The organism is Sinorhizobium sp. CB7 (assembly GCF_041357635.1).
GTDB lineage: Bacteria > Pseudomonadota > Alphaproteobacteria > Rhizobiales > Rhizobiaceae > Rhizobium.
The window spans coordinates 124,667-146,535 of the sequence record NZ_JAULLL010000018.1 but is presented as its reverse complement, the minus strand read 5'-3'; the positions used below and the strand labels follow the sequence as shown (position 1 = coordinate 146,535).

At 60.0% G+C, this 21,869-nt stretch carries 18 protein-coding genes; 3 read left to right on the top strand and 15 right to left on the bottom strand.

Annotated elements, in window-relative coordinates:
• Positions 1–7 precede the first annotated feature (7 nt).
• Both AAE029_RS28215 and AAE029_RS28210 read right to left on the bottom strand, forming a co-directional pair.
• Complete coding sequence (locus tag AAE029_RS28215) at positions 8–1,267, bottom strand: ABC transporter substrate-binding protein (RefSeq protein ID WP_371076222.1); 1,260 nt, start codon at positions 1,265–1,267, stop codon at positions 8–10.
• Positions 1,268–1,327: 60 nt separating this feature from the next.
• On the bottom strand, positions 1,328–3,850 hold the full coding sequence (locus tag AAE029_RS28210) for a hypothetical protein (protein WP_371076221.1): 2,523 nt from the start codon (positions 3,848–3,850) through the stop codon (positions 1,328–1,330).
• Between the two features lie 169 nt (positions 3,851–4,019).
• Here AAE029_RS28210 and AAE029_RS28205 point away from each other — a divergent pair, with 169 nt between their 5' ends.
• Entirely contained in the window at positions 4,020–5,057 is a 1,038-nt protein-coding gene (locus tag AAE029_RS28205; protein ID WP_371076220.1) for a LacI family DNA-binding transcriptional regulator, read from the top strand.
• 93 nt (positions 5,058–5,150) lie between these two features.
• On the opposite strand, the gene AAE029_RS28200 is transcribed toward AAE029_RS28205, so the two are convergent.
• Positions 5,151–5,630, bottom strand: coding sequence for a GNAT family N-acetyltransferase (locus AAE029_RS28200; protein ID WP_371076219.1), 480 nt, complete (start codon positions 5,628–5,630; stop codon positions 5,151–5,153).
• A gap of 338 nt (positions 5,631–5,968) precedes the next feature.
• Here AAE029_RS28200 and AAE029_RS28195 point away from each other — a divergent pair, with 338 nt between their 5' ends.
• The gene (locus AAE029_RS28195; RefSeq protein WP_371076218.1) at positions 5,969–7,375 is read left to right on the top strand and encodes an MFS transporter; all 1,407 of its coding nucleotides are present in this window, start codon (positions 5,969–5,971) and stop codon (positions 7,373–7,375) included.
• A 9-nt stretch (positions 7,376–7,384) separates the two neighbouring features.
• On the opposite strand, the gene AAE029_RS28190 is transcribed toward AAE029_RS28195, so the two are convergent.
• Positions 7,385–7,837, bottom strand: a complete 453-nt coding sequence (locus AAE029_RS28190; protein ID WP_371076217.1) for a MarR family winged helix-turn-helix transcriptional regulator — start codon at positions 7,835–7,837, stop codon at positions 7,385–7,387.
• Between the two features lie 86 nt (positions 7,838–7,923).
• Between AAE029_RS28190 and AAE029_RS28185 the strand changes: the two genes are divergently transcribed.
• On the top strand, positions 7,924–9,729 hold the full coding sequence (locus AAE029_RS28185; protein WP_371076216.1) for a chloride channel protein: 1,806 nt from the start codon (positions 7,924–7,926) through the stop codon (positions 9,727–9,729).
• 86 nt (positions 9,730–9,815) lie between these two features.
• On the opposite strand, the gene AAE029_RS28180 is transcribed toward AAE029_RS28185, so the two are convergent.
• The 11 genes from AAE029_RS28180 to AAE029_RS28130 all read right to left on the bottom strand — a co-directional run bounded on the left by AAE029_RS28180 (position 9,816) and on the right by AAE029_RS28130 (position 21,867).
• On the bottom strand, positions 9,816–11,543 hold the full coding sequence (locus AAE029_RS28180) for an ABC transporter substrate-binding protein (protein WP_371076235.1): 1,728 nt from the start codon (positions 11,541–11,543) through the stop codon (positions 9,816–9,818).
• A 77-nt stretch (positions 11,544–11,620) separates the two neighbouring features.
• Positions 11,621–11,902 (bottom strand): DUF2160 domain-containing protein, encoded by a 282-nt coding sequence (locus AAE029_RS28175; RefSeq protein WP_371076215.1) that lies wholly within the window; start codon positions 11,900–11,902, stop codon positions 11,621–11,623.
• Positions 11,903–11,914: 12 nt separating this feature from the next.
• A complete protein-coding gene (locus AAE029_RS28170; RefSeq protein WP_371076214.1) occupies positions 11,915–12,736 on the bottom strand; it encodes a carbohydrate ABC transporter permease in 822 nt (273 codons plus the stop codon).
• Positions 12,737–12,752: 16 nt separating this feature from the next.
• On the bottom strand, positions 12,753–13,619 hold the full coding sequence (locus tag AAE029_RS28165; protein ID WP_371076213.1) for a carbohydrate ABC transporter permease: 867 nt from the start codon (positions 13,617–13,619) through the stop codon (positions 12,753–12,755).
• A gap of 2 nt (positions 13,620–13,621) precedes the next feature.
• Entirely contained in the window at positions 13,622–14,692 is a 1,071-nt protein-coding gene (locus AAE029_RS28160; RefSeq protein ID WP_371076212.1) for an ABC transporter ATP-binding protein, read from the bottom strand.
• Between the two features lie 12 nt (positions 14,693–14,704).
• Positions 14,705–15,784 (bottom strand): ABC transporter ATP-binding protein, encoded by a 1,080-nt coding sequence (locus AAE029_RS28155; protein ID WP_371076211.1) that lies wholly within the window; start codon positions 15,782–15,784, stop codon positions 14,705–14,707.
• A gap of 42 nt (positions 15,785–15,826) precedes the next feature.
• Entirely contained in the window at positions 15,827–17,377 is a 1,551-nt protein-coding gene (glpD, locus tag AAE029_RS28150) for a glycerol-3-phosphate dehydrogenase (protein WP_371076210.1), read from the bottom strand.
• 63 nt (positions 17,378–17,440) lie between these two features.
• Positions 17,441–18,241: a DeoR/GlpR family DNA-binding transcription regulator gene (locus AAE029_RS28145; protein ID WP_371076209.1), complete on the bottom strand. Its 801-nt coding sequence runs from the start codon at positions 18,239–18,241 to the stop codon at positions 17,441–17,443.
• Positions 18,242–18,422: 181 nt separating this feature from the next.
• On the bottom strand, positions 18,423–20,030 hold the full coding sequence (locus AAE029_RS28140; protein ID WP_371076208.1) for an inorganic phosphate transporter: 1,608 nt from the start codon (positions 20,028–20,030) through the stop codon (positions 18,423–18,425).
• A gap of 105 nt (positions 20,031–20,135) precedes the next feature.
• Positions 20,136–21,203 carry a 4-oxalomesaconate tautomerase gene (locus AAE029_RS28135; RefSeq protein ID WP_371076207.1) on the bottom strand — a complete coding sequence of 356 codons (1,068 nt, stop codon included), beginning with the start codon at positions 21,201–21,203 and terminating at the stop codon, positions 20,136–20,138.
• The gene (locus AAE029_RS28130; protein WP_371076206.1) at positions 21,196–21,867 is read right to left on the bottom strand and encodes a 4-carboxy-4-hydroxy-2-oxoadipate aldolase/oxaloacetate decarboxylase; all 672 of its coding nucleotides are present in this window, start codon (positions 21,865–21,867) and stop codon (positions 21,196–21,198) included. Before AAE029_RS28130 ends, AAE029_RS28135 begins: the two co-directional genes overlap by 8 nt.
• Between the last annotated feature and the right edge of the window lie 2 nt (positions 21,868–21,869).

The following is a 21,869-nucleotide window of genomic DNA, read 5'->3' as shown; positions in this document are numbered from 1 at the left end:
TATTCCGTCAGTTGCCGGCGACCTTGGCCTTGATGTCCTCGTCGATGCGGGCATAGGCATCGTCGAGCTTCAGCTCGCCAGCAATAACCTGGCTGATGCGGGCGACGATCGCGCTATAATAGGCGTCCGACCACTTCCAGCCCGGAAGCTTCATCGCCGGACCTGCGGTCTGCGGGGCGGATTCGACAAAGGCCTTCAGGGCTGCCTTCACGTGCGGATTGTCGGTCTTGAAATCCAGCTGGCCGGATGCGACCCCTTTGTGTGCCGGAATGAAGAGGCTGCGTTCGGCGAACTCCTTCTGCACGTCGGCACTTGCCAGATAATCCATCACCTTGGCGACGTCTTTCGGATTCTTGGTGTACTTGACCGCTACCAGGCCGGCACCGCCCTGCATGCCGGAGCAAGCCGCCGGGCCGCATGGACTTCCCGTCATGACCCAATCGAAATTGTTGCCGATCTTCTGCGCGAAACCAGGGACCTGCCAGCTGCCCGAGTAATAGTAGGCGAGCCCGCCATTGATGAAGTCTTCGGCCGCTGCGCGGTAGGTGGTCCCGGCAGCACTCACCCAGACATCCTTGTTCATCGTACCGTCCTCGTTCCATTTGACGAAGCGGCTCAGAAAGTCCTTGGCACCCTGATCGAGCGGAGCTGGCTTGCCGTCGGCGGCGATGTAGTTAGCACCATAGGAGATGTTCGGACCCGAGATGCGATGGCCGGAGCGATCCATAGCCATGGCGAAGACCTGCTGGCTCTCGGCGACCTTTTTGGCTGCCGCCGCCCAGTCGTCCCACGTGGCCTTCGGACCGGGGATCTCGACCCCCGCCTGATCGAACAGCGTCTTGTTGACGAAACCGCCCGTTAGCGTGATCTGCGTCATGAAGCCGGTGATGGCGTTTGAGCCATCCGGGCGCAGCCAGTCGGCCTGAGCTGCGAAATTGTCGTCCCAGTATTTCGCGTCGGCGAGATAGGGGCGAAGATCGAGCCAGTGCTGCGCCAGTGCCTTGAGATTGGTCAAGCGGGCGATATCCGGCCCCTGACCGGCTTCGAGCTGCACCGGCAGTTGCTCCTTCACGACGTCATAGGAGACTTCGTCGAGGATGACGTTGATATCGGGATTGGCCTTCGAAAAGCGCGACAGCAGGTCCTTCACCACCTGGCCTTCGCTGCCATCGGAATACCACATGATGCGGACATCGCCTGCCTGTGCGGCAACCGATGACAGCAGGACCGCGGCGAATGCCGCGGCGATCGATCTCACTCTGGTCATTTTCTCCTCCTCTTGAGCAAGTTACCTTCCGGCCAGTTCCTCCCCTGCCGGACAGCACATCTATGAAGCTGCACCTCGTAGCCCAGAGCCCGGTAAGGGCAAATATGTCGCGTCACCCTGGACAGACCAGTCCGACGGGCGAAGGATGCGGCCTTCGGCCCGAACAGTGCCGTCCTCCTCGAAAACGATGCGGCCGTAGTCCGGATCGAGGACGATGAACGCCCCTTCATCATCCCGGCGGGCCGCAAGCGCGCCAAGGCGCCGGCGCATGCCTTCGAGATCGCCCTCGCGTGCCGCGTCGGACAAGCGGACGAGCCAGCGCCCCTTGCGCCCGGCCATGCGCAGCTCGATATCCGTCGTCGGCCCCTCGCCAACCTTCTCGAACGTCGCACTCCCGATCAGAAGCGCAAGACCGTTGCCTGAGCGGGCGAATGCCAGATTGCCGTCGACGCGAGCTTCATCGAATTCCTCGATCGGAAACCAGGCATGGGTGAAGTCCGGCTGCCCGTCGTGGACGTCGAAATCGAGAATCGCCAGATCGCGATACTGATGGACCCGCGGCAGCGTTCCGCAACCGCCCCAGAAACTCGGCCGGCCATGGCCGAACTGGATCGTCTCGCCGGGATGATTGATCCAGATCTGCGCTTCCGGCCTGGCGCCGAGACGCAAATGCAGGACCGTCTCCTGATAGCCCCAGGCGCCGGGCCGATAATGCGCGACCGTCCCAAGCGCCGTGTCGCGGGTCTTGTAGTGATAGAGCGCGGCAAAACGGTTCTCGCCTTGGCAGAAGGTCCACTCCTGCGCCGTGTCGCGCGCGTGCAGTGCGATGGCCGCCAGTTTTTCCGGAATGCGCAGGCCGTGATCGCGGAGGCAGACGGCAAGCAGCGGCAGAGCATGGAAGCGTCGGCCATACCAGCCGCGGCCCCAGAGCATCCGGGCGATAGCGGAGAGCTCCACCGAGCGGCCGGGCCGCAGCGTGTGTTCGTATGAGCGCCCCTGGCTGCCGGTCAGCATGCCCTGGTGAGCCGAGCGGGCAACGATCTCCATCAGACGGACCATACATGCCTTGGCGCGCTCGCGGATGGTCTCGTCCGGCGCGCATGCCGCAAGCGCGCTCAGTCCCTTGAGATCGATCGGGAAATAGGGCGCCGAGTTCCATTCCGCCATTTCCCAGCGCTCGAAATGATCGAGCCAGGCGCGCACCCGCTCTTCGCCGATTCTGCTCTGTTCGGAGCCGGTGCGACCGGAGCGGACGAAGGTGGCATCGAGAAAGAGCCGGCCGCCGAGATAGGCCGCCGTGTGGAAAAGAAGTGCGTGGTTCTCGGAAAAGTACCACTGAACGTCATTGCCCGGCTCGTCCATCCAGTAGCGATAGTTGAGGATGGCGTATTCGATCTTTCTGCGGAGATCCGGTGAAAGCAGATCGCTCCACCTGATATAGGCGAAGATCAGCGGCACAAGCACGAAATCGGCGCAGTCGTGGCAGTCTTCGATGACCGGCAGCATCGCCTCGATCATCCCTTCGGTGTCTTCGCCTCCCTGCCCCAGGGCCAGGCGTGCGAAGGCGCGCACGGTATCGCGCTCGGAATAGGTGGCGACCTCGGCGAGCGCTTCGGCAACGCGCTCCTGCAGCGAAGCCGGCGCCTCTCCCTGTCGTTCGCTGTGACAGATCTCGACACCAAGTGTGCGGCTGGCGGCAAAATCGCCAATCCGTAAGGTGATATGGAAGTGGCGGAAATCGGCAGGCATTCGCTTGGACGTGCCGAGCTCCAGCACCGTTGCACCCTTGGCGAGTTCGAAATCAAGGTCGAAACGCTCGGTCGACATGAAGTCGCCCTCGATTCCGACATGGGCTGTCAAAGCGGCCGGAAGCGGCAACGGAAAGATAATCCTGACATCCTGCCCGAAATAGGCGGCACGATCGAAACGCATGCCTTCGAGGATTGTCTCGAGCACATCCGCCTCTTGCCCAGCGATCGGCACCGGCATTGCGGTCTCGATCTTCGGACCGGAAACATAATCGAGCTGGAAATAGAAGCGTGCGTCGCGCTCGGCGAGATCGTCAAAATAAACCCGGATTTCGTTGAGGCCGGATGTGAGCTCGATCTCGAAAGTCTGCTGCGTTTCGAGATTGCGCTCATAGCGCGCCATGAAGCCGACCTCCTCGCCATTGACGAAGAGGATCGCGCCGCCGCAGGTGGAAAGGCGCAGTTTGGCGGCGCCGGTCGACTCCGCGTCGATAAACGTGCGAGCCCAATTGCCGATACGCGTCGGACGGAACCAGAAGCCGGAAAGGTCGACGCGCGGCGAGCCGAAGGGAAACCACCAGCGGTTCGCTTCGAAGTCGAGCGCCGGCTGCGGCCGGCGACCGGAATAGGTCTTCTTGAACGCGGTGCGGCAGGGATATTCGTGCGGGATAAAATTCTTCGTCTTGGTGACGAAGAAAAAGGGATCCATCTTGCCTTCCATGGGCTGGTCGGCGACGTCGTAGCGCTGTTCCCGCAATTTTCCGAGCTGCCAATGGACGATCGGCTGTCCGCTCGCAGTCGCCCGGCGGAGATACGATTGCTTGCTCTCGCTCATGCTTGCTGTCTCGTCAGGTGATCTGACCAATGGCCCATGCGCCATCCATTCCAAAGCCTCCTGCATGCGCCCGCTCGTCGCAGTCTCCTCATTGGTCATTGTGCATAGGCATTCCATTTGCGCAATCTGAAAGATTTTTGCATAAAGGACACCGGAGTGAGGATGCCGCATGGCAAGCGAACAGAAAAAAGGCAGGCGAACGCGTCTTGACGATATCGCTGCGCGATGCGGCGTATCGATCAGCACGGTGTCACGAGCACTGGCCGGCGAAAAGGGTGTCAGGCCGGAAATCCGCAAGCTGGTAATCGAGACGGCAAACGCCATCAGCTATGCGGTACCAGCGAGTGTGGCCGGCAAGAAGGTGATCCTGGTCGCCTCCAGCGCGGCAATGATCGACTATGTCCGCAGCCAGTTTACCCTCTATGTGCTCGAAGGGCTGAATGCGCGCGCGGCAACCCTCGGCATCGAAGTTCTCATGCGGCCGGTCGCAAATAGCACCGACCAGATGCGCGTCGTGACCGAAATGCGAGACGATCCGAGCCTCGGCGGGATGCTGATCCTGACCCTCGACGATGAAGACATGCTGGCGGTTGCCGCCGGGCTTGGAAAGCCGGTCGTGCTGGTCAACAGCGACGATCCCTACATGCGCTTTTCGAGCGTCACCCCCTGCAACCGGTCCGCTGCCTTCATCGGCACGGAACGGCTGATCAAGGCCGGGCACGAACGCATCCTCTTCATGCTCAGACCGGGACGCCGAACGATCGAAAGACGGATGGAAGGTTGGTGCGACGCGCTGCGGCATCATGGGCTGAAGGCGAATGCCGATCTCGTGCTGGAGGTCGACGACTGGCTGCCGGAGCTCGGTGCGGAAACGCTGACACGACATGTGCAGCAGAACGGCCTCTCCTTTACCGCCATTCTGACCGCCGGCGACAGCCTTGCAAACGGCGCCGTTCGTGGCTTGCAGGCGATGGGATACGACGTGCCGCGCGACGTCTCAGTGGTCGGCATCGACGATCTTCCGCAATCGGCCTTTCTCAACCCGCCGCTTTCGACGGTGCATATCCCGATACGCGAACTCGGCGCCACAGCACTCGATCTCCTGCGCGACATGATGCTCGGCCTGACCTTGCCGACACGGCGCGTCGAGCTCGGCTGCCATCTTGTCGAACGGTCGTCGATCGCAGTTGCAAGATCACAAGCCTGACTCCGGGGCACGCGAAAAGTGCGAGACGGCACGACGCGGGTGGACTGCATTCGATTACATTTCCGCGGGATGAATTCGTGGCTTATTATCGGCCTATGCTGATAGCTCCGTCAGGTCTTTGCCAAAATAGATAACTGGAAGAATGTTGTTCCAGTAAGCCGGAACTTGTTTGAAGCCGAGCGCTTCGTAAAGGCCGATTGCCGCTTTCATCGTCGGCATTGTATCCAGCACGATCCGCTTATAGCCTAGAACTTTCGCCACTTGTGTCACCGCTCTCAGGAGCTCTCGCCCGGCGCCGGTGCCGCGAGCCTCCGGCCGGACGAATAGCCGCTTGACTTCTGCGTGGCTTGCAAGACCGATCTGATGGAGAGCAACACATCCGATCGGTTGGTCATTAACGAGAGCAAGCAGCAACTCACCCGACGGTGGTTGGTATTCTCCCGGCAACTGGGCCATCTCGGCATCGACATTTTGAAAGGAGAGATCAACATTGATATCATTTACATATGATTGCATAGGCACGCGAATGATATCCACCTCCGATTGCGTTCTGGCAGGAATAATGCGTAGCATCGTCTAGTACCCCCGATATGCCTCAACCACGCTCGATCGAGCGTTCGAAACCTAGACAGCCGGGAGGTTTCGAGACCGTTTCGGCCGAAGCTTTTTTTACTTTCAGCTGTAATCTGAAGGAGCGCCGGCAGCAGCTCCTTCGTGTCACGCACTGAGCCCAGACGGGCACGATCACCTTCAGTCGGATCGCTTAATGCTCCGGCACGTATCGAACCGGTTCCTATTGCCGCACCCGAAATTGCCCTATTGCGGTTGTCTCGATAGCCCCATAACGAACAGAAGACTTTTTCGCGTAGCTCGATTCCCCGTCTGGTCCGACCGTGCCCCGCTTAACGCCCATGATTCTTGCGGTTGCCCTGTTCATGGAACAGATGGATTCGACTGTCATTGCAACCAGCCTGCCGGCGATTGCGGCCGATATCGGCACCTCGCCGATCGCGCTCAAACTTGCGGTCACCAGCTATCTTGTCGCGCTCGCGATCTTCATTCCGATTAGCGGCTGGATGTCCGACCGGTTCGGCGCACGGAACATCTTCCGGCTGGCAATCTTCGTCTTCATGATTGGTTCGATCTGCTGCGCGTTCTCCCATTCGATTGCCGCTTTCGTTGTCTCGCGCCTGATCCAAGGCGCCGGCGGTTCGATGATGACGCCGGTAGGCCGGCTTTTGCTCGTGCGCGGCACTCCGCGCAATCAGCTGGTCAACGCCATGGCCTGGCTCACCATCCCCGCCCTGATCGGCCCGATCATGGGACCGCCCATTGGCGGATTCCTGACGACCTATCTGAGCTGGCATTGGATCTTCTGGATCAATGTCCCGATCGGTACGATCGGCATCCTATTGGTCACCAAGTTTCTACCCGCCGTCGAACCGCGCAGCCCGCGGCCGATGGATTTCATCGGCTTCTTTCTGTCGGGCATAGGCTTCAGCGGTTTCGTGTTTGGCGTGTCGGTCATCAGCCTGCCTGCCGTGCCGATCTTCTACGGCTATCTGACGCTCGCCGTCGGCGTGATCGCCGGCATTTGCTATCTGCTGCATGCCCGGCGCGCCGAATATCCGCTGCTCGATCCGAAAATGTTCCGCTATCCGATGTTCCGGGCGGCAATCCTCGGCGCCTCGAACTTCCGCATGGGACTTGGTGCCCTGCCCTTCCTGATGCCGCTGATGCTGCAGCTGGGCTTCGGCCTCACGCCGCTGCAGTCCGGTTCCGTAACCTTCGTCACCGCCGTCGGCTCGCTGAGCTCCAAATTTGCGGCAACCCGAACCTACGACACCTTCCGGTTTCGCACGGTGATCTCGATTACGACCTTCATCTCGGCGATCTTTCTCGGGATCAATGGGGTTTTCACGCCGAGCACTCCGCTGCCACTGATCATGGCCTGCCTGCTTATCGGCGGACTGCTGCGTTCGATGGCCTTTTCCGGCGTCAACGCCATGGCCTTCGGTGATGTCAGCGACGCCGACAGCAGCCAGGCGACCTCGATCAATGCCGTTGTCCAACGCATTTCCATGGCCATGGGCGTTGCGATCGCCGGCGGAATTCTCGAAGTTTCGAGCAGCTTTCACGGCGGAAAGCTCGAGCTATCCGATTTTCATACCGCCTTTTTCGTCGTCAGCGCGATTTCGCTGACCTCAGTCATTACTTTCCTGAGATTGCCGCGCGACGCCGGCGCGGATCTGACGAACCATCGCGCGCGTCGAGGACGCACGGCGCCTGCTCAAGTTCCTGCGCAATCCTCTGAGTAGAACATCCGCTCAGGCAATCTCCTTCTGCAACTTCGTGAGAATGGTGATCAGCTTGGGCGCCATGTCGCGGATCTCCCGCAAGTGGATTGCACTGAGACGCCGCAGCAGATCCTCTGATTTTTCGGTCAGTTGCAGCGTCTGGCGGCGCTTGTCATCGCGATCCGTCTCACGCCGCACGTAGCCGGCGGCAGCCAGTCTCCCGACAAGTTCGGTCGCCGTATGCGGTGCGATCAGGAGCCGCTCCGCCAGCATGCCGATTGTCATCGTCTCTCCCGCCGGATGTCCCTTGATCGCCAGCAACGCCTGATGCTGCTGCGGCGGGAGCCCTTCCTCCTGGGCTGCGGAGGTGCTGAAATCCATGAACTTGCGCAACGTGTAGCGCAAAGTTGCAAGCGCCTCGTAATGCGCCTGCAACAGCTCATCCTCGTTCTTTCCTGAGTTCGTCGTTCCACCCGTTCGCATTTTTGACATCCGCATTTGATTTATGTCGTATTACGATATATTGAGGGCCGCCCTCAAACGTCGCCCTGATAAAATACAGGCTTTCCATGAACGATCACTCTTTTCCACCCTCGCATGACTTCACCGGCGGGCTGGCGCGCCGAAAAGCCGGAGATTTTACGACCGATCGCCGCGTTCTTCTTCTCATCATAATGGCCGTCATTGTCGGAACCGGCGGCGCATTCGCAGCCTGGGTGCTGGTCAGTCTCATAGCGTTGGTCACCAACATCGTCTGGTTCGGACAGATCGGCATCGTGGCCCCCTCGCTTGGTGAAGTCCCCCGGTCTTTCTGGATGGTGCTGGCGCCTATTATCGGCGGCCTGGTCATCGGGCTCATGGCGCGTTTCGGGTCCGAGAAAATTCGCGGGCACGGAATCCCGGAAGCGATTGAAGCGATCCTTATCGGCGGCAGCCGCATGTCTCCGAAAGTCGCCATACTGAAGCCCCTATCCTCCGCGATCTCGATCGGCACCGGCGGGCCCTTCGGCGCAGAAGGCCCCATCATCATGACGGGGGGCGCGATCGGCTCCCTGTTCGCGCAATTTTTCCACATGAGCGCCGCCGAACGGAAGACATTGCTGGTGGCGGGTGCGGCATCCGGCATGACCGCGATCTTCGGCTCCCCGATTGCCGCCGTCATGCTTGCCGTCGAGCTCCTGCTTTTTGAGTGGAAGCCGCGCAGCTTTATTCCGGTTGCCGTCGCAGCCTGCGTTTCGATCTGCTGGCGGCCGCTCCTGTTCGGGACAGGTCCCCTCTTTCCGACCAATTTTCATATGCAACTGCCGTGGTGGGGGATCTTCCTCTGTGCGGCGATGGGGGTTATCTCGGGTCTGCAGTCAGGCTTGCTGACGACATTGCTCTACAAGATAGAAGACGCGTTCGAAAGGCTGCCCATCCATTGGATGTGGTGGCCGGCGCTCGGCGGTCTCATTGTGGGTCTTGGCGGACTGATCGAGCCGCGGGCTCTAGGTGTCGGATATGACATCATCTCGGATCTTCTGAGCAGCCATGTCGTGGCTGCGGCCGTTCTGGCAATCCTTCTTGTCAAGGCCGGCATCTGGCTCGTTGCGCTCTCATCCGGCACATCCGGAGGCGTTCTCGCGCCCTTGCTCATTCTTGGCGGCGCACTCGGATGGCTCGTCGGGCTTGCCTTCCCCGGCGAACCCGGTTTCTGGGCGCTGCTCGGAATGGCCGCGATGATGGGTGGCACGATGCGGGCTCCGCTAACCGGCACCTTCTTTGCTGTCGAGATAACCGGCGACGTCAGCACGCTCGTACCGCTGCTGGCCGCGACTGTCGTTGCCTATGCGGTTACGGTCCTTCTGCTCCGCCGCTCGATCCTGACGGAAAAGATCGCGCGGCGTGGCCAGCATATCACCCGTGAATATGGCATCGACCCGTTCGAGCTGACGCGCGCGGGCGAGATCATGATCAGGAAAGTCGATACCCTGCCGGCGTCAATGCCGGCGACCGAGGCTCGCGATTTCCTTTCATCACAGCAGGAAGCGCACAGATTGTATCCGGTGATCGAGCCGGACGGCCGGCTGGTGGGCGTGGTGTCGCGTGCCGATGCGTTGGCATGGCAGACGGCCACCGAGCTCGAAGGGGAAACGCTCTATGACAAAGTCTCGGACGCTTCCATCCCCGTCGGGCACCCGGACGATACCGTCGGCTTCATCGCCGACCTGATGATCAAGGGCGATACCGGACGCATTCCCATCACCGATCCCGTGACCGGCGTTCTCGTCGGGCTGATCGCAAGAAAGGACCTTCTGCACCTCAGAAGGTCGGCGCGGTCCTTGGAACAGGAAAGACAGGTCTATTTCAGAAACGGTGGCTCCGGCAGACCTTAGCCGGGCGCCGGTGGCTTCGCCTTTAGTCGATGCTTTCGGGAAGTCCGGCCGGGAGCCCCGTACTCCCGGCCGGTGCCGATCTCGTATTACTTCGACTGCCAGCTCTTGACGAGCTCGTCGTAGTTGACCGTGATCGGCTTCTCCTTTTCATTTTCTATCTTGAGCTGCGGCGCCAGATTACCGTGCTTTACGGCATCGGCGTTCCAGTACTCCAGATCATGCTCTTTGGCGAGCTTCGGACCGATATCGCCCTGGATCCCCGCACGCTCCAGGCGCTGGAGCACCTTTTCCTGCTCCGAGCAGAGAGAATCCATAGCCTCCTGAGCCGTCTTGGCCCCCGAAGAGGCGTCACCGATTGCCTGCCACCAGAGCTGCGCAAGCTTCGGATAGTCAGGAACGTTCGTACCCGTCGGCGACCACTGCAGGCGAGCCGGCGAACGATAGAATTCGATCAGACCACCGAGCTTCGGTGCGCGATCTGTGAAGCTCTTGTGATCGAGGGTCGACTGGCGGATGAAGGTGAGGCCGACATGGCTCTTCTTCACGTCCACGGTCTTGGAGGTGACGAACTGGGCATAGAGCCAGGCGGCCTTGGCGCGATCGTCCGGGGTCGACTTGAGCAGCGTCCAGGAGCCGGCGTCCTGGTAACCGAGCTTCATGCCGTCCTTCCAATAGACGCCATGCGGCGAAGGCGCCATGCGCCATCTCGGCGTACCGTCATCGTTCAGCACGGCCTTGGCGTTTGCGTCGACCATGTTGGCGGTGAAGGCGGTATACCAGAAGATCTGCTGCGCAATATTGCCCTGTGCCGGAACCGGACCGGATTCCGAGAAGGTCATGCCCTGGGCTTCCGGCGGCGCGTAGGCTTTCAGCCAGGCGAGATATTTCTCGATCGAATAGACGGCTGCCGGGCCGTTCGTATCACCGCCACGGGCAACGCAGGAACCGACGGGGCGGGAGTTCTCATCGACCTTGATGCCCCATTCGTCGACCGGCTTTCCGTTCGGAATGCCCTTGTCGCCGTTGCCGGCCATCGAGAGCCAGGCATCGGTGAACCGCCATCCGAGCGATGGGTCCTTTTTGCCGTAGTCCATGTGGCCGAAGACCTTCTTGCCGTTGATCTCGCGGCCGGTGAAGAACTCGGCAATATCCTCATAGGCTGACCAGTTGACCGGAACACCGAGATCGTAACCGTACTTGGCCTTGAAATCCGCCTTGTTCTTCTCGTCGTTGAACCAGTCGTAGCGGAACCAGTAAAGGTTTGCGAACTGCTGGTCAGGCAGCTGATAGAGCTTTCCGTCCGGGGCCGTCGTGAACGATTTTCCGATGAAGTCGTCCACGTCGAGGTCCGGGTCGGTGACGTCCTTGCCTTCTTTCGCCATCCAGTCGGTCAGCGACCGAGCCTGCTGGTAGCGCCAATGCGTGCCGATCAGGTCCGAATCGTTGACATAGGCGTCGTAGATATTTTCACCGGACTGCATCTGCGTCTGAAGCTTTTCGACGACATCGCCTTCGCCGATCAGGTCGTGGGTGATCTTGATGCCGGTAATCGCGGTGAACGCCGGCGCCAGGACCTTAGATTCATAGCTGTGGGTCTCGATAGGCTCGGAAACGACCTTGATCTCCATGCCGGCGAAAGGTTTGGCAGCATCGATGAACCATTGCATTTCCTTTTCCTGGTCGGCGCGGGAAAGCGACGAGAGATCGCCGATTTCCTTGTCCAGAAAAGCCTTGGCTTCATCCATTCCGGCATAGGCCGATCCGGTCAAGGCTAGCAGCATCGCCGCTGTCGTCGTCAATAATTGCCTTCGCATCATATCCTCCCAAGGTAGCGATTGCAGTTATCATGTTCAGGCGGCCAGAACCCCCGGCCATCTGTATCAGCTTGCCGTCATACGTAGCGGAAGACGCCGATGGCGTAGACTACGGAGATGGCAAGAGCCCACCACAGGCCGGGGCCAACCAGACCCAGCCACGCGAGATGAATGTATGCCGCGCCGAGCAGCGAGATGAACAGCCGGTCACCCCGCGTCGTTTCGAAACGCAGCAGGCCGACACGAGGTGAACCGCCCGGCGAAAAATATTCCCATATGCTCATGGCGATCAGCAGTGCGAGGATCGCCAGGAAGAAGAGCGCTGTCGGCAGCGTCCATGCCATCCAGGAAAAGTCCATTCTTCTTCCTCCTCACACGCGCCCGAGCGCGAAGCCCTTCGCGATGTAGTTGCGGACGAAATAGATGACGAGCGCGCCAGGGATGATCGTCAGGACACCGGCCGCGGCGAGCACGCCCCAATCGAGGCCGGAGGCGGAAACTGTGCGTGTCATGGTGGCAGCGATCGGCTTGGCATCCGTGGTCGTCAGCGTACGCGCCAGGAGCAGTTCCACCCAGGAAAACATGAAGCAGAAGAAGGCGGCGACGCCGATGCCGCTTGCGATCAGGGGCATGAAGATCCGCACGAAAAAGCGCGGGAAAGAGTAGCCGTCGATATAGGCGGTTTCGTCGATCTCCTTGGGCACGCCGGACATGAAGCCTTCGAGAATCCAGACCGCCAGCGGCACGTTAAACAGGCAATGGGCAAGCGCCACCGCGATATGCGTATCGATCAGGCCGAAAGCGGAATAGAGCTGGAAGAACGGCAGGGCGAAGACCGCAGGCGGCGCCATTCGGTTGGTGAGCAACCAGAAGAACAGATGCTTGTCGCCCAGGAAGCGATAGCGGGAAAAGGCATAGGCCGCCGGCAGCGCAGCCACCACCGAGATGACCGTATTCATCACCACATAGATGATCGAATTGATATAGCCGCTATACCAGGATGGATCCGTGAAGATGATCCTGTAGTTGCGAAGCGTCGGGTTCAGCGGCCAGAGGGAAAACGTGCCGGTGATCTCCGCATTCTCCTTGAAGCTCATGTTGACGAGCCAGTAGATCGGCAACAGCAGAAAGATGATGTAGATCGTCGGCACGAGCCAGGAAAGGCTGCCAGCGGGTTTGTATGTCTGTCTCATCGCTCGCCCTCCCTTTCTATCTGTTGGCTTCGCCGCTGGTCATGACCGTGTAGAAGATCCACGACAGGAGCAGGATGATCAGGAAGTAGATGATCGACATCGCCGCCGCCGGCCCGAGGTCGAACTGACCGACGGCCATCTTTACGAGGTCGATGGACAGGAACGTCGTCGAATTTCCAGGCCCGCCGCCGGTGACGACGAAGGGTTCGGTATAGATCATGAAACTGTCCATGAAGCGCAGCAGCACGGCGATCAGCAGCACCCTGTTCATCTTCGGAAGCTGGATATGGCGGAAGACGGACCAGCGCGAGGCGCCGTCGATCTTGGCGGCCTGATAATAAGCGTCAGGGATCGACACGAGACCTGCATAGCAGAGCAGCACCACCAGGCTCGTCCAGTGCCAGATATCCATGAGAATGACGGTCACCCAGGCGTCTTCGGGATCGCGCACATAGTTGTAATCGAGCCCGACCGCTTCCAGCGCGCGGCCGAGGAGGCCGATATCGACGCGGCCGAAGACCTGCCAGATCGTGCCAACGACATTCCAGGGTATCAGGAGCGGCAACGCCATCAGCACCAGGCAGACCGGCACGCCGATGCCTTTTCGCGGCATATTGAGCGCGATGAAGACACCGAGCGGGATCTGGATCGCAAGAACGATGAAGGAGAAGATAAGGTTGCGCTGCAGCGCTGCCCAGAAGCGGTCGGAATGCAGGATTTCGATATACCAGTCGGTACCGGCCCAGAAGAACTCGTTGTTGCCGAACGTATCCTGCACCGAGTAGTTCACCACCGTCATCAGCGGGATGGCGGCCGAGAAGGCGACGAGCAACAGGACCGGCAGAACCAGAAACCAGGCTTTGTTGTTCCAGGTCTTTTCCATAGTCAGGCCTCCCTGCCGACGCGCCAGGAGTCGGCGTAGATGCTGACGGCGCCGGGATCGAAAGTGACGCGTGCGTCGGCGGGAATGTCGGCATCCTCCGAAACGACGATCGCGATCGGCTGGCCCGCGAACCGCGCCCGGACGATTTTCTGCCGGCCGATATCCTCAACGCGTGTAACGGAAACAGGCATGCCGTCGCGGCCAATCCGGATGAATTCCGGCCGGATGCCGAGTTCGGTCCTTGCCGCGCCATTAATTTTGGGCACGTAGTCGAGGGCGAGCGTTTCGTCGCCGACGCGGACGGTGCTACCCTCAATCCTGGCGGGCATGATATTCATCCCCGGCGAACCGATAAAATAACCGACAAATGTGTGGCTCGGACGCTCGAAGAGCTCGGCCGGCGTGCCGATCTGGACGATTTCGCCCTCATACATGACGACGACCTTCTCGGCGAAGGTCAGCGCCTCGGTCTGGTCATGCGTGACATAAACCATGGTGAAGCCGAACTGCTTGTGCAGACGCTTCAATTGCGACCGCAGCACCCATTTCATGTGCGGGTCGATGACGGTCAGCGGCTCGTCGAACAGGATGGCGTTGACGTCGTTGCGCACAAGCCCGCGGCCGAGCGAGATCTTCTGCTTCTGATCGGCGGTCAGACGCTGCGCCTTGCGCTTCGCCCAGCTGGTCAGATCGGTCATTTCCAAAATTTCACGGACACGGCGGTCAACCTCCGCTTCCGGAACGTGACGATTGCGCAGCGGAAAGGCGAGGTTGTCGTAAACCGTCATGGTGTCGTAGATGACGGGAAACTGGAAGACCTGCGCGATGTTGCGGCTCTGCGTCGAAAGATTGGTCACGTCCTCGCCGTTGAAGAGGATGCGGCCGTGCGAAGGCTGCAGCAGACCGGAAATGATGTTGAGCAGTGTGGTCTTGCCGCAGCCGGACGGGCCGAGCAGTGCATAGGCGCCGCCATCGCTCCATTCGTGATCGACTTCCTTCAGGGCCCAGTCCTTGTCCGTCTTCGGGTTCGGGCCGTAAGCGTGACGAATATGGTCGAGTGTGATCCTTGCCATCGTCGCTGTTCCTCAAGCCTTCTGGCCGACCGTCACGATGGCGCGGCCATCGGTGTCGAATGCCATCAGGTGACGGGTGTCCATGAAGACATCGATCTCGGTATCGGGATCGATGTCATGAACGCCATGCGCCAGCATCACCCAACGCACACCGTCATAGTTGACGTGAACGAAACTCTCCGATCCGGTGATCTCGGAAACCTGCGTGCGGGTTCTCAGTTGCGCAGCTTCGGCTGTCTGCGGCTTGAGCCCGAGATGATGCGGATGAAAGGCGATCGTGACCGGGCCGTCCGCCATTGCGGAAAGATGCGGCGGGACGGCAAAAGCGCTGGTCCCTTCGCGCTCGAAGGCCCCTTTGGCCTTGACGACCTGGATGAAATTGAGTGGCGGATCGGCAAAAGTCTTGGCGGTGATAAGATCGACCGGATTGCGATAGACGCTGATTGTCGGGCCGAACTGCGTGACGCGTCCTTCGCTGAGCGTTGCGGTATTGCCACCAAGGAGAAGCGCTTCCGAAGGCTCAGTCGTCGCGTAGACGAAGATCGCACCGGACTGGGCGAATATCCTCGGCAGCTCTTCGCGCAGTTCCTCGCGCAGCTTGTAGTCGAGATTGGCGAGCGGTTCGTCCAGAAGAACCAGACTGGCGTTCTTGACCAGCGCGCGGGCAAGCGCAGTGCGCTGCTGCTGCCCGCCGGAGAGGCTGAGGGGCGTGCGATCGAGATAAGGCGTCAGCTTCAGAAGTTCCGCCGCGCCGCGGACTTCGCGGTCGATCGTGGCGCTGTCCTTGCCGGATATGCGCATCGGCGATGCGATGTTCTCATAGACCGTCAGCGCCGGATAATTGATGAACTGCTGGTAGACCATCGCGACGTTTCGCTGCTGCACCGGCTTGCCGGTGACATCGACGCCGTCGAAATGGACAGAGCCGCTGGACGGGCGATCGAGCCCTGCCATCAGCCGCATCAGCGAGGTCTTTCCCGACAGCGTCGGTCCGAGCAGGACGTTCAGCGTACCGCGCTCAAACGCCAGATCAGTCGGATAGATATGATACTCACCGCCTACCATCTTGGCAGTGTTGCGCAATTCCAGCATTCCGGTTCCCGTGCCTCCTCACCGACGGGATCACATACCGCCTTATCCGGCCATTTTCGCCGGCACGGCGGCCATGTACTCCTCCAACAGAGCGGCCTGTTCCTTTGTAAGATAAAGACCCTTCTTGGTCCGGCGCCAAAGCACGTCTTCGGCGTGCCGCGCCCACTCTTCCCGGATCAGCCACAAAACTTCACATTCATAGAGATCGCTGCCGAAGCTCCTCCCCAGATCTTCGATCTTCTGGGCGCTTCCTAACAAAGCAAACGCTCTGGTACCGTAACGGCGCACCAGCCGGCGGGCATGAGCCTCAGCCAGAAACGGGTAACGACTTTTGACCTTGCCAACTTCCGCCTCGTAGCCTTGAGCCGGGAAATCACCGCCAGGAAGATTGCTCTTTGCCGTCCACGGAGTGCCCTTGACGCCGATCGCCTCGCCAATCTTTTCAAGCGCATGCTCACCAAGCCTTCGATAGGTGGTAAGCTTGCCACCGAATACATTGAGGAGCGGTGCTTCACCCTCCTCGCCCTCGAGCTTGAGGACATAGTCGCGCGTCGCCTCTTGCGCCTTCGATGCGCCGTCGTCATAGAGCGGACGCACAGCCGAATAGGTCCAGACGATGTCTTCACGCCGGACCGGTTCCCGGAAATATTCCGAAGCTGCGCGGCACAGATAGTCGGTCTCCTCCTCAGAGATCCTGACATCGCTCAGGTCGCCATTGTAATCGCGATCGGTCGTGCCGATAAGTGTAAAGTCCTGTTCGTAAGGTATGGCGAAGATGATGCGGTTGTCGGGGTTCTGGAAAAAATAGGCGCGCGGATCGTCGAACTTCTTCTTCACGACGATGTGGCTGCCCTGGACGAGGCGGACATTATGCACCTCGTTCTTCCCAAACGCATCCGCAAGAACGTGATCGACCCACGGGCCTGCGGCATTGACCAAAAGGCGAGCCTGCAGCGTCGTCTGTCTGCCGGTCACACTATCCTGAACGTCGACAGTCCAGATACCTGCGTCCCGCCGCGCCGAGATCACCTTGGTACGCGGCATGATCAATGCACCGCGGTCGGCAGCGTCGCGTGCGTTCAGCACCACCATGCGGGCATCGTCGACCCATCCGTCGGAATATTCAAAAGCCTTGGCAAAGAGTGCCTTCAGCGGCTTTCCTGCCGGATCGCGACGCATGTCCAGCACCGCAGTCGGCGGCAACAGCTTGCGACCGCCAAGATGGTCGTAGAGAAACAGCCCGAGGCGGATCAGCCAGGCCGGGCGGATGCCGCCCTTATGATAGGGAAGGACGAAGCGCAACGGCCAGATGATATGCGGCGCCATCGCCCATAGCACCTCGCGCTCCATCAACGATTCCCGCACCAGGCGGAACTCATAATGCTCGAGGTAGCGCAGACCGCCATGGATGAGCTTGGTGGCGCCCGATGAGGTTCCGGAAGCGAAATCGTTCATTTCGGCCAACGCCACCGAATAACCGCGGCCCACGGCATCACGGGCAATGCCGCAGCCGTTGATGCCGCCGCCGATGACGAAAATGTCGAAAGCCTGGCTGCTCACGCATCCCTCCGAACCCTGCTTCGCATTGCACAAATTTGGCGCAATTGCGAAACTAATATAACTTAAAACGAAAACTTTTCGAATGTCAAACGAATGCTATGTACTTTCGAATCGAACCTTGTCGTTCGACTTCATCTTTGAAGTCTCGATGAGTTTGACGTTGTTTTCATGACAGATTCGGCGAACTGCCGAGAGCGGGCAATCGTCGGTGATAAAGGTATGGACCTGCGACAGATGTCCGATACGGACCGGCGCAGTGCGCTCGAATTTGGTCGAATCGGCAACGAGAACCACATGGCGAGCATTGGCGATAATCGCCTGCGCCACTTTCACTTCGCGAAAATCGAAATCCAGAAGCGCACCGTCCGCATCTATGGCGGACGCTCCGATTACGGCGTAGTCCACTTTGAACTGGCGAATGAAATCGACAGCCGCCTCACCGACGATGCCGCCGTCCGAGCCGCGAACCACGCCGCCCGCGATCACGACCTCGATCGTCGGCAAAACCCGCAACCGATTGGCAACGTTGATATTATTCGTGATCACCATTAATTCGTGGTGATCCAGCAATGCCTCGCCGACCGCCTCGGTTGTCGTTCCTATGTTGATGAAGAGCGAGGAATTGTTCGGGATCATCGCGGCTGCCGAAAGCCCGATCGCCTGCTTTTCCTGCGCCGCGATCTGGCGACGGGCCTCGTATTTCACATTTTCGGTTCCGCTCGGAAATGTCGCCCCGCCATGGATGCGCGTCAGTACCTTGGCATCGCAGAGATCGTTCAGATCCTTGCGGATCGTCTGCGGCGTCACCGCAAAGCGGGCGGCAAGCTCCTCCACCAGAACGCGACCATTTGATTTCGCCAAATCGAGGATTTCCGCCTGCCGGCCCGTCAGAAACATTCCCGCACCATTCGTTTTCTTTCATTTTATCGAAAAATGAAACTGCCGCAATGATGACGTACGAAAAACGAAGAGACGGAGTGCTGCTCCAAGCGTTCGCCGGATCGGGGCAGGCGCGCTAGCGGTCGAAAACTGCTATTTGAAGAGAAGGCGCGTACAACGTCCACCGATGATGAGGGGATCAGAACACCTGGCGCAGGACTACGAAGAGAACGAACGCGATGGCGATCGAAGCAGGCAGCGTCAGGATCCAGGCCATCAGCAAATTGCGCACCGTTGCCGCCTGCAAGCCGGAACCGTTTGCGGCCATTGTGCCCGCGACGCCGGAGGACAGCACATGTGTCGTCGAGACCGGCAGGCCGAGGTGGTCGGCAGCGCCGATCGTCACCATGGCGACGACCTCCGCGGCTGCGCCCTGGCCGTAGGTCAGATGCGTCTTGCCGATCTTTTCGCCGACGGTGATGACGATCCGCTTCCAGCCGACCATCGTACCGAGGCCAAGCGCCAGAGCAACGGCAACCTTCACCCAGATCGGGATGAACTTTGTCGCATTGTCGACCGCCTTGTGATAGTTCGTCACCGCCTGTAGATCGCCGGCATCCATCGGCAACAGCTTCTGCTTGTCGATCAGCTTCAGGGCCTCGCCGATCAGGTAGATGTCATTGCGCACGTTACCGACGAGACTGGTCGGTACCGAATCGAGCGTCGGGAAGGCGGCGACTTCGGCACTGGTGGCATGGATATATTGCTGCAGCGCCAGCGTCGTTACATCCGTCCATGTCTTGTTCTTGACGGCGTTGCCGACCTCCGCCTTGTAATCGGCGACCGTGACCCCGGGCTTCACATATTTGCCGAGCGCCGTCTCGACCTGCGCGGACGCCGCCTTGTAGGCTTCGAGATAGTTGACATCAGGCGTGCGGTTGAGCGCGAAGGCGGTCGGAACGAGACCGATCAGGATGAGCATGATCAGGCCCATGCCCTTCTGCCCGTCGTTCGAGCCGTGGGCGAAGCTGACGCCGGTGCAGGTGAAGATCAGGATGGCGCGGATCCAGAGCGGCGGCGGCTGATTGCCCTTCGGCTCCTGATAGAGGGTCTTGTTGCGCACCAGCATTTTCAGCACCAGAAGCAGAATTGCCGAGAGGCCGAAGCCGATGAGCGGCGATATGAGCAACGACATGCCGATGTTGGTGGCCTGCGACCAATCCACACCGCTGGTCGCAGTGCCGACCGGCGCCAGGACTTGGTTTGCAAGACCGACGCCGATGATCGAGCCGACCAGCGTATGCGAGCTCGATGACGGCAGGCCGAGATACCAGGTGCCGAGGTTCCATATGATGGCCGCGATCAAGAGCGCGAAGACCATGGCAAGTCCGGAACCGGAACCGACCTGGAGGATCAATTCGACAGGCAGGAGCGCCAGGATGCCGAAGGCAACGGCGCCCGAGGAGGTCAGGACGCCGAGGAAATTGAAGAAACCCGACCAGATGACGGCGAACTCAGCCGGCATCGACCGGGTGTAGATGACGGTGGCAACGGCGTTGGCCGTATCATGGAAGCCGTTGACGAATTCGAAGCCGAGCGCGATCAGCAGCGCCAGTCCGAGCAGGATCCACGGAACCGCGACCGCATTCGCAAGGTCCTTGCCGAGCGCATAGGCGACATAACCGAGGCCGCAAACAAGGATGACACCGAAGATCGGCAAGAACCAGCGGCCAATGCCGCCGTGCCGACGATCAAGGGGATGTCCGCTCTCTGCTCCGTGGACTCCATTCGAACCGACGTCAACCATGGCATGCCTCCCTTGCCGGAAATTGCCTTTTCGCAATAAATCCGCAGCATGAACTTGTGATGACGACGTTGCAGGGCCGTTTCGATCCTGGTCGGCTCGGCGCAACTACTCTCCACTTGCGATTGGAAAAGTTCGGCCGTCGAATAGCTTTCGTGCCGTCCTGATCGTGCCCGCCGCCTTTATCGAGCCGTCAGCGGCCAGATCCAGAAAAACCTCCATGGCCCCCGTTGGGTGTTCGACTTTATAAAGTCCGTCCTCTGGCGTACTGACGCATTCAGCTGCGGGCGAACCTTCCAGTCGCGTTGCTGTCGCGACGGTGACGGCGGCCAGGACACCGACGGAGGCGTGAACGCGATGCGGAATGAAGCTGCGTGTGCATATCGATCCGCCCTCTCTGGCTGGCGATACCAGTGTCATCTTCGGAACCGAAGCAGTCCTGACATCACCGAGATTCATCATCGGCCCGGCCTGGAGGCGAATGGATTCAATGCGTTTTTTCACTTCCGCATTTGCCTCCAGTTCCTCCCGCGTTTCCGCGCCCGTCAAACCGAAGTCGGCAGCGCGCATGATCACGCTCGGCATGCCGTTGTCGATCAACGTCGCCGCAATCCCGTCAATCACGTCGACCTTGTTGCCCGTGGGAAGCAGAGCGCCGCACATCGAGCCCGCAATGTTCTCAAAGAGAAGCGGTATGGGGGCATGATGACCGGGAACGCCGGCGATTTCGGCGTTGCCGGCGTAGTTTACCCGGCCGTTCGGCGTTTCAATCCGGGCAACCGCGACCTCACCGGAATTCACCATATGGATCCGGACCGGTGTGACATCGCCGGTCGGTTTCACGATCCCCCGCTCGATTGCCGCAGGCCCCACGCCGGCCAGAATGTTTCCGCACCCTTGAGCGTCGCTCACAAGCGCCTGGTCAACAAACACCTGGAGGAAAAGATAGTCCACATCGGCGTCCTCAAGGCTCGATGGCGAAATCACCGCGACCTTCGAGGTCAACGGGTCGGCGCCGCCGATGCCGTCAATCTGCCTCGGGTCGGGCGACCCCATGATCCGCAACAGGAGATCGTCTCGTTCACCCGGGTCATTGGGAAGATCGTCGGCAAGAAAGTACGCGCCTTTCGACGTGCCGCCGCGCATCCAGAGACAAGGGATGCCGCCCTCAGACATACTTCAGCCCCTTCTCTCGGAGCGTCGCCCGCATGTCATAGATATCCAGTCCGAGTTGGCCCGCTGCCAGCCGCTTCCGCTTCGCCTCTTCATTCGCTACGCGTTTCTCGGCCGCAATCAGGACATCCTCCGCCTCGGTGCGTTTCACCACGCAGACGCCGTCATCGTCGGCAACGATGATATCACCGGCTTCGATCAGCGCTCCTGCACACACGATCGGTATATTCACGGAGCCGAGCGTCTCCTTGACCGTGCCCTGAGCGGACACCGCCTTGGACCACACCGGAAACTGCATCCGGGTCAGGTCCCGGATGTCACGGACGCCGGCATCGATCACCAATCCCTTGCAGCCCCGTGCCAGTGCCGAGGTCGCCAGGAGATCACCGAAATAGCCATTGTCGCAAGGTGAGGTCGGTGCCAGCACAAGTATATCGCCCTCCCTCAATTGCTCGATCGCCACATGGATCATCCAGTTGTCGCCAGGAGGTGCAGAGATGGTGACCGCTGATCCCGCGAGCTGGGCACTGGAATAAATGGGACGTATGTAACTTGCGAGCATTCCCTTGCGGCCTTGAGCCTCGTGGACGGTCGCAACGCCCGCCTTGCCAAGCCGATCGATGATGTCCGGTTCTGCACGAGCGATATTCTGGACAACGATGCCCATCG

Coding starts and splice junctions, on each gene's coding strand:
- AAE029_RS28215 (WP_371076222.1), bottom strand. CDS start 1,267: ATGACCAGAGTGAGATCGATCGCCGCGGCATTCGCCGCGGTCCTGCTG.
- AAE029_RS28210 (WP_371076221.1), bottom strand. CDS start 3,850: ATGAGCGAGAGCAAGCAATCGTATCTCCGCCGGGCGACTGCGAGCGGA.
- AAE029_RS28205 (WP_371076220.1), top strand. CDS start 4,020: ATGGCAAGCGAACAGAAAAAAGGCAGGCGAACGCGTCTTGACGATATC.
- AAE029_RS28200 (WP_371076219.1), bottom strand. CDS start 5,630: ATGCTACGCATTATTCCTGCCAGAACGCAATCGGAGGTGGATATCATT.
- AAE029_RS28195 (WP_371076218.1), top strand. CDS start 5,969: ATGATTCTTGCGGTTGCCCTGTTCATGGAACAGATGGATTCGACTGTC.
- AAE029_RS28190 (WP_371076217.1), bottom strand. CDS start 7,837: ATGCGAACGGGTGGAACGACGAACTCAGGAAAGAACGAGGATGAGCTG.
- AAE029_RS28185 (WP_371076216.1), top strand. CDS start 7,924: ATGAACGATCACTCTTTTCCACCCTCGCATGACTTCACCGGCGGGCTG.
- AAE029_RS28180 (WP_371076235.1), bottom strand. CDS start 11,543: ATGCGAAGGCAATTATTGACGACGACAGCGGCGATGCTGCTAGCCTTG.
- AAE029_RS28175 (WP_371076215.1), bottom strand. CDS start 11,902: ATGGACTTTTCCTGGATGGCATGGACGCTGCCGACAGCGCTCTTCTTC.
- AAE029_RS28170 (WP_371076214.1), bottom strand. CDS start 12,736: ATGAGACAGACATACAAACCCGCTGGCAGCCTTTCCTGGCTCGTGCCG.
- AAE029_RS28165 (WP_371076213.1), bottom strand. CDS start 13,619: ATGGAAAAGACCTGGAACAACAAAGCCTGGTTTCTGGTTCTGCCGGTC.
- AAE029_RS28160 (WP_371076212.1), bottom strand. CDS start 14,692: ATGGCAAGGATCACACTCGACCATATTCGTCACGCTTACGGCCCGAAC.
- AAE029_RS28155 (WP_371076211.1), bottom strand. CDS start 15,784: ATGCTGGAATTGCGCAACACTGCCAAGATGGTAGGCGGTGAGTATCAT.
- AAE029_RS28145 (WP_371076209.1), bottom strand. CDS start 18,241: ATGTTTCTGACGGGCCGGCAGGCGGAAATCCTCGATTTGGCGAAATCA.
- AAE029_RS28140 (WP_371076208.1), bottom strand. CDS start 20,030: ATGGTTGACGTCGGTTCGAATGGAGTCCACGGAGCAGAGAGCGGACAT.
- AAE029_RS28135 (WP_371076207.1), bottom strand. CDS start 21,203: ATGTCTGAGGGCGGCATCCCTTGTCTCTGGATGCGCGGCGGCACGTCG.
- AAE029_RS28130 (WP_371076206.1), bottom strand. CDS start 21,867: ATGGGCATCGTTGTCCAGAATATCGCTCGTGCAGAACCGGACATCATC.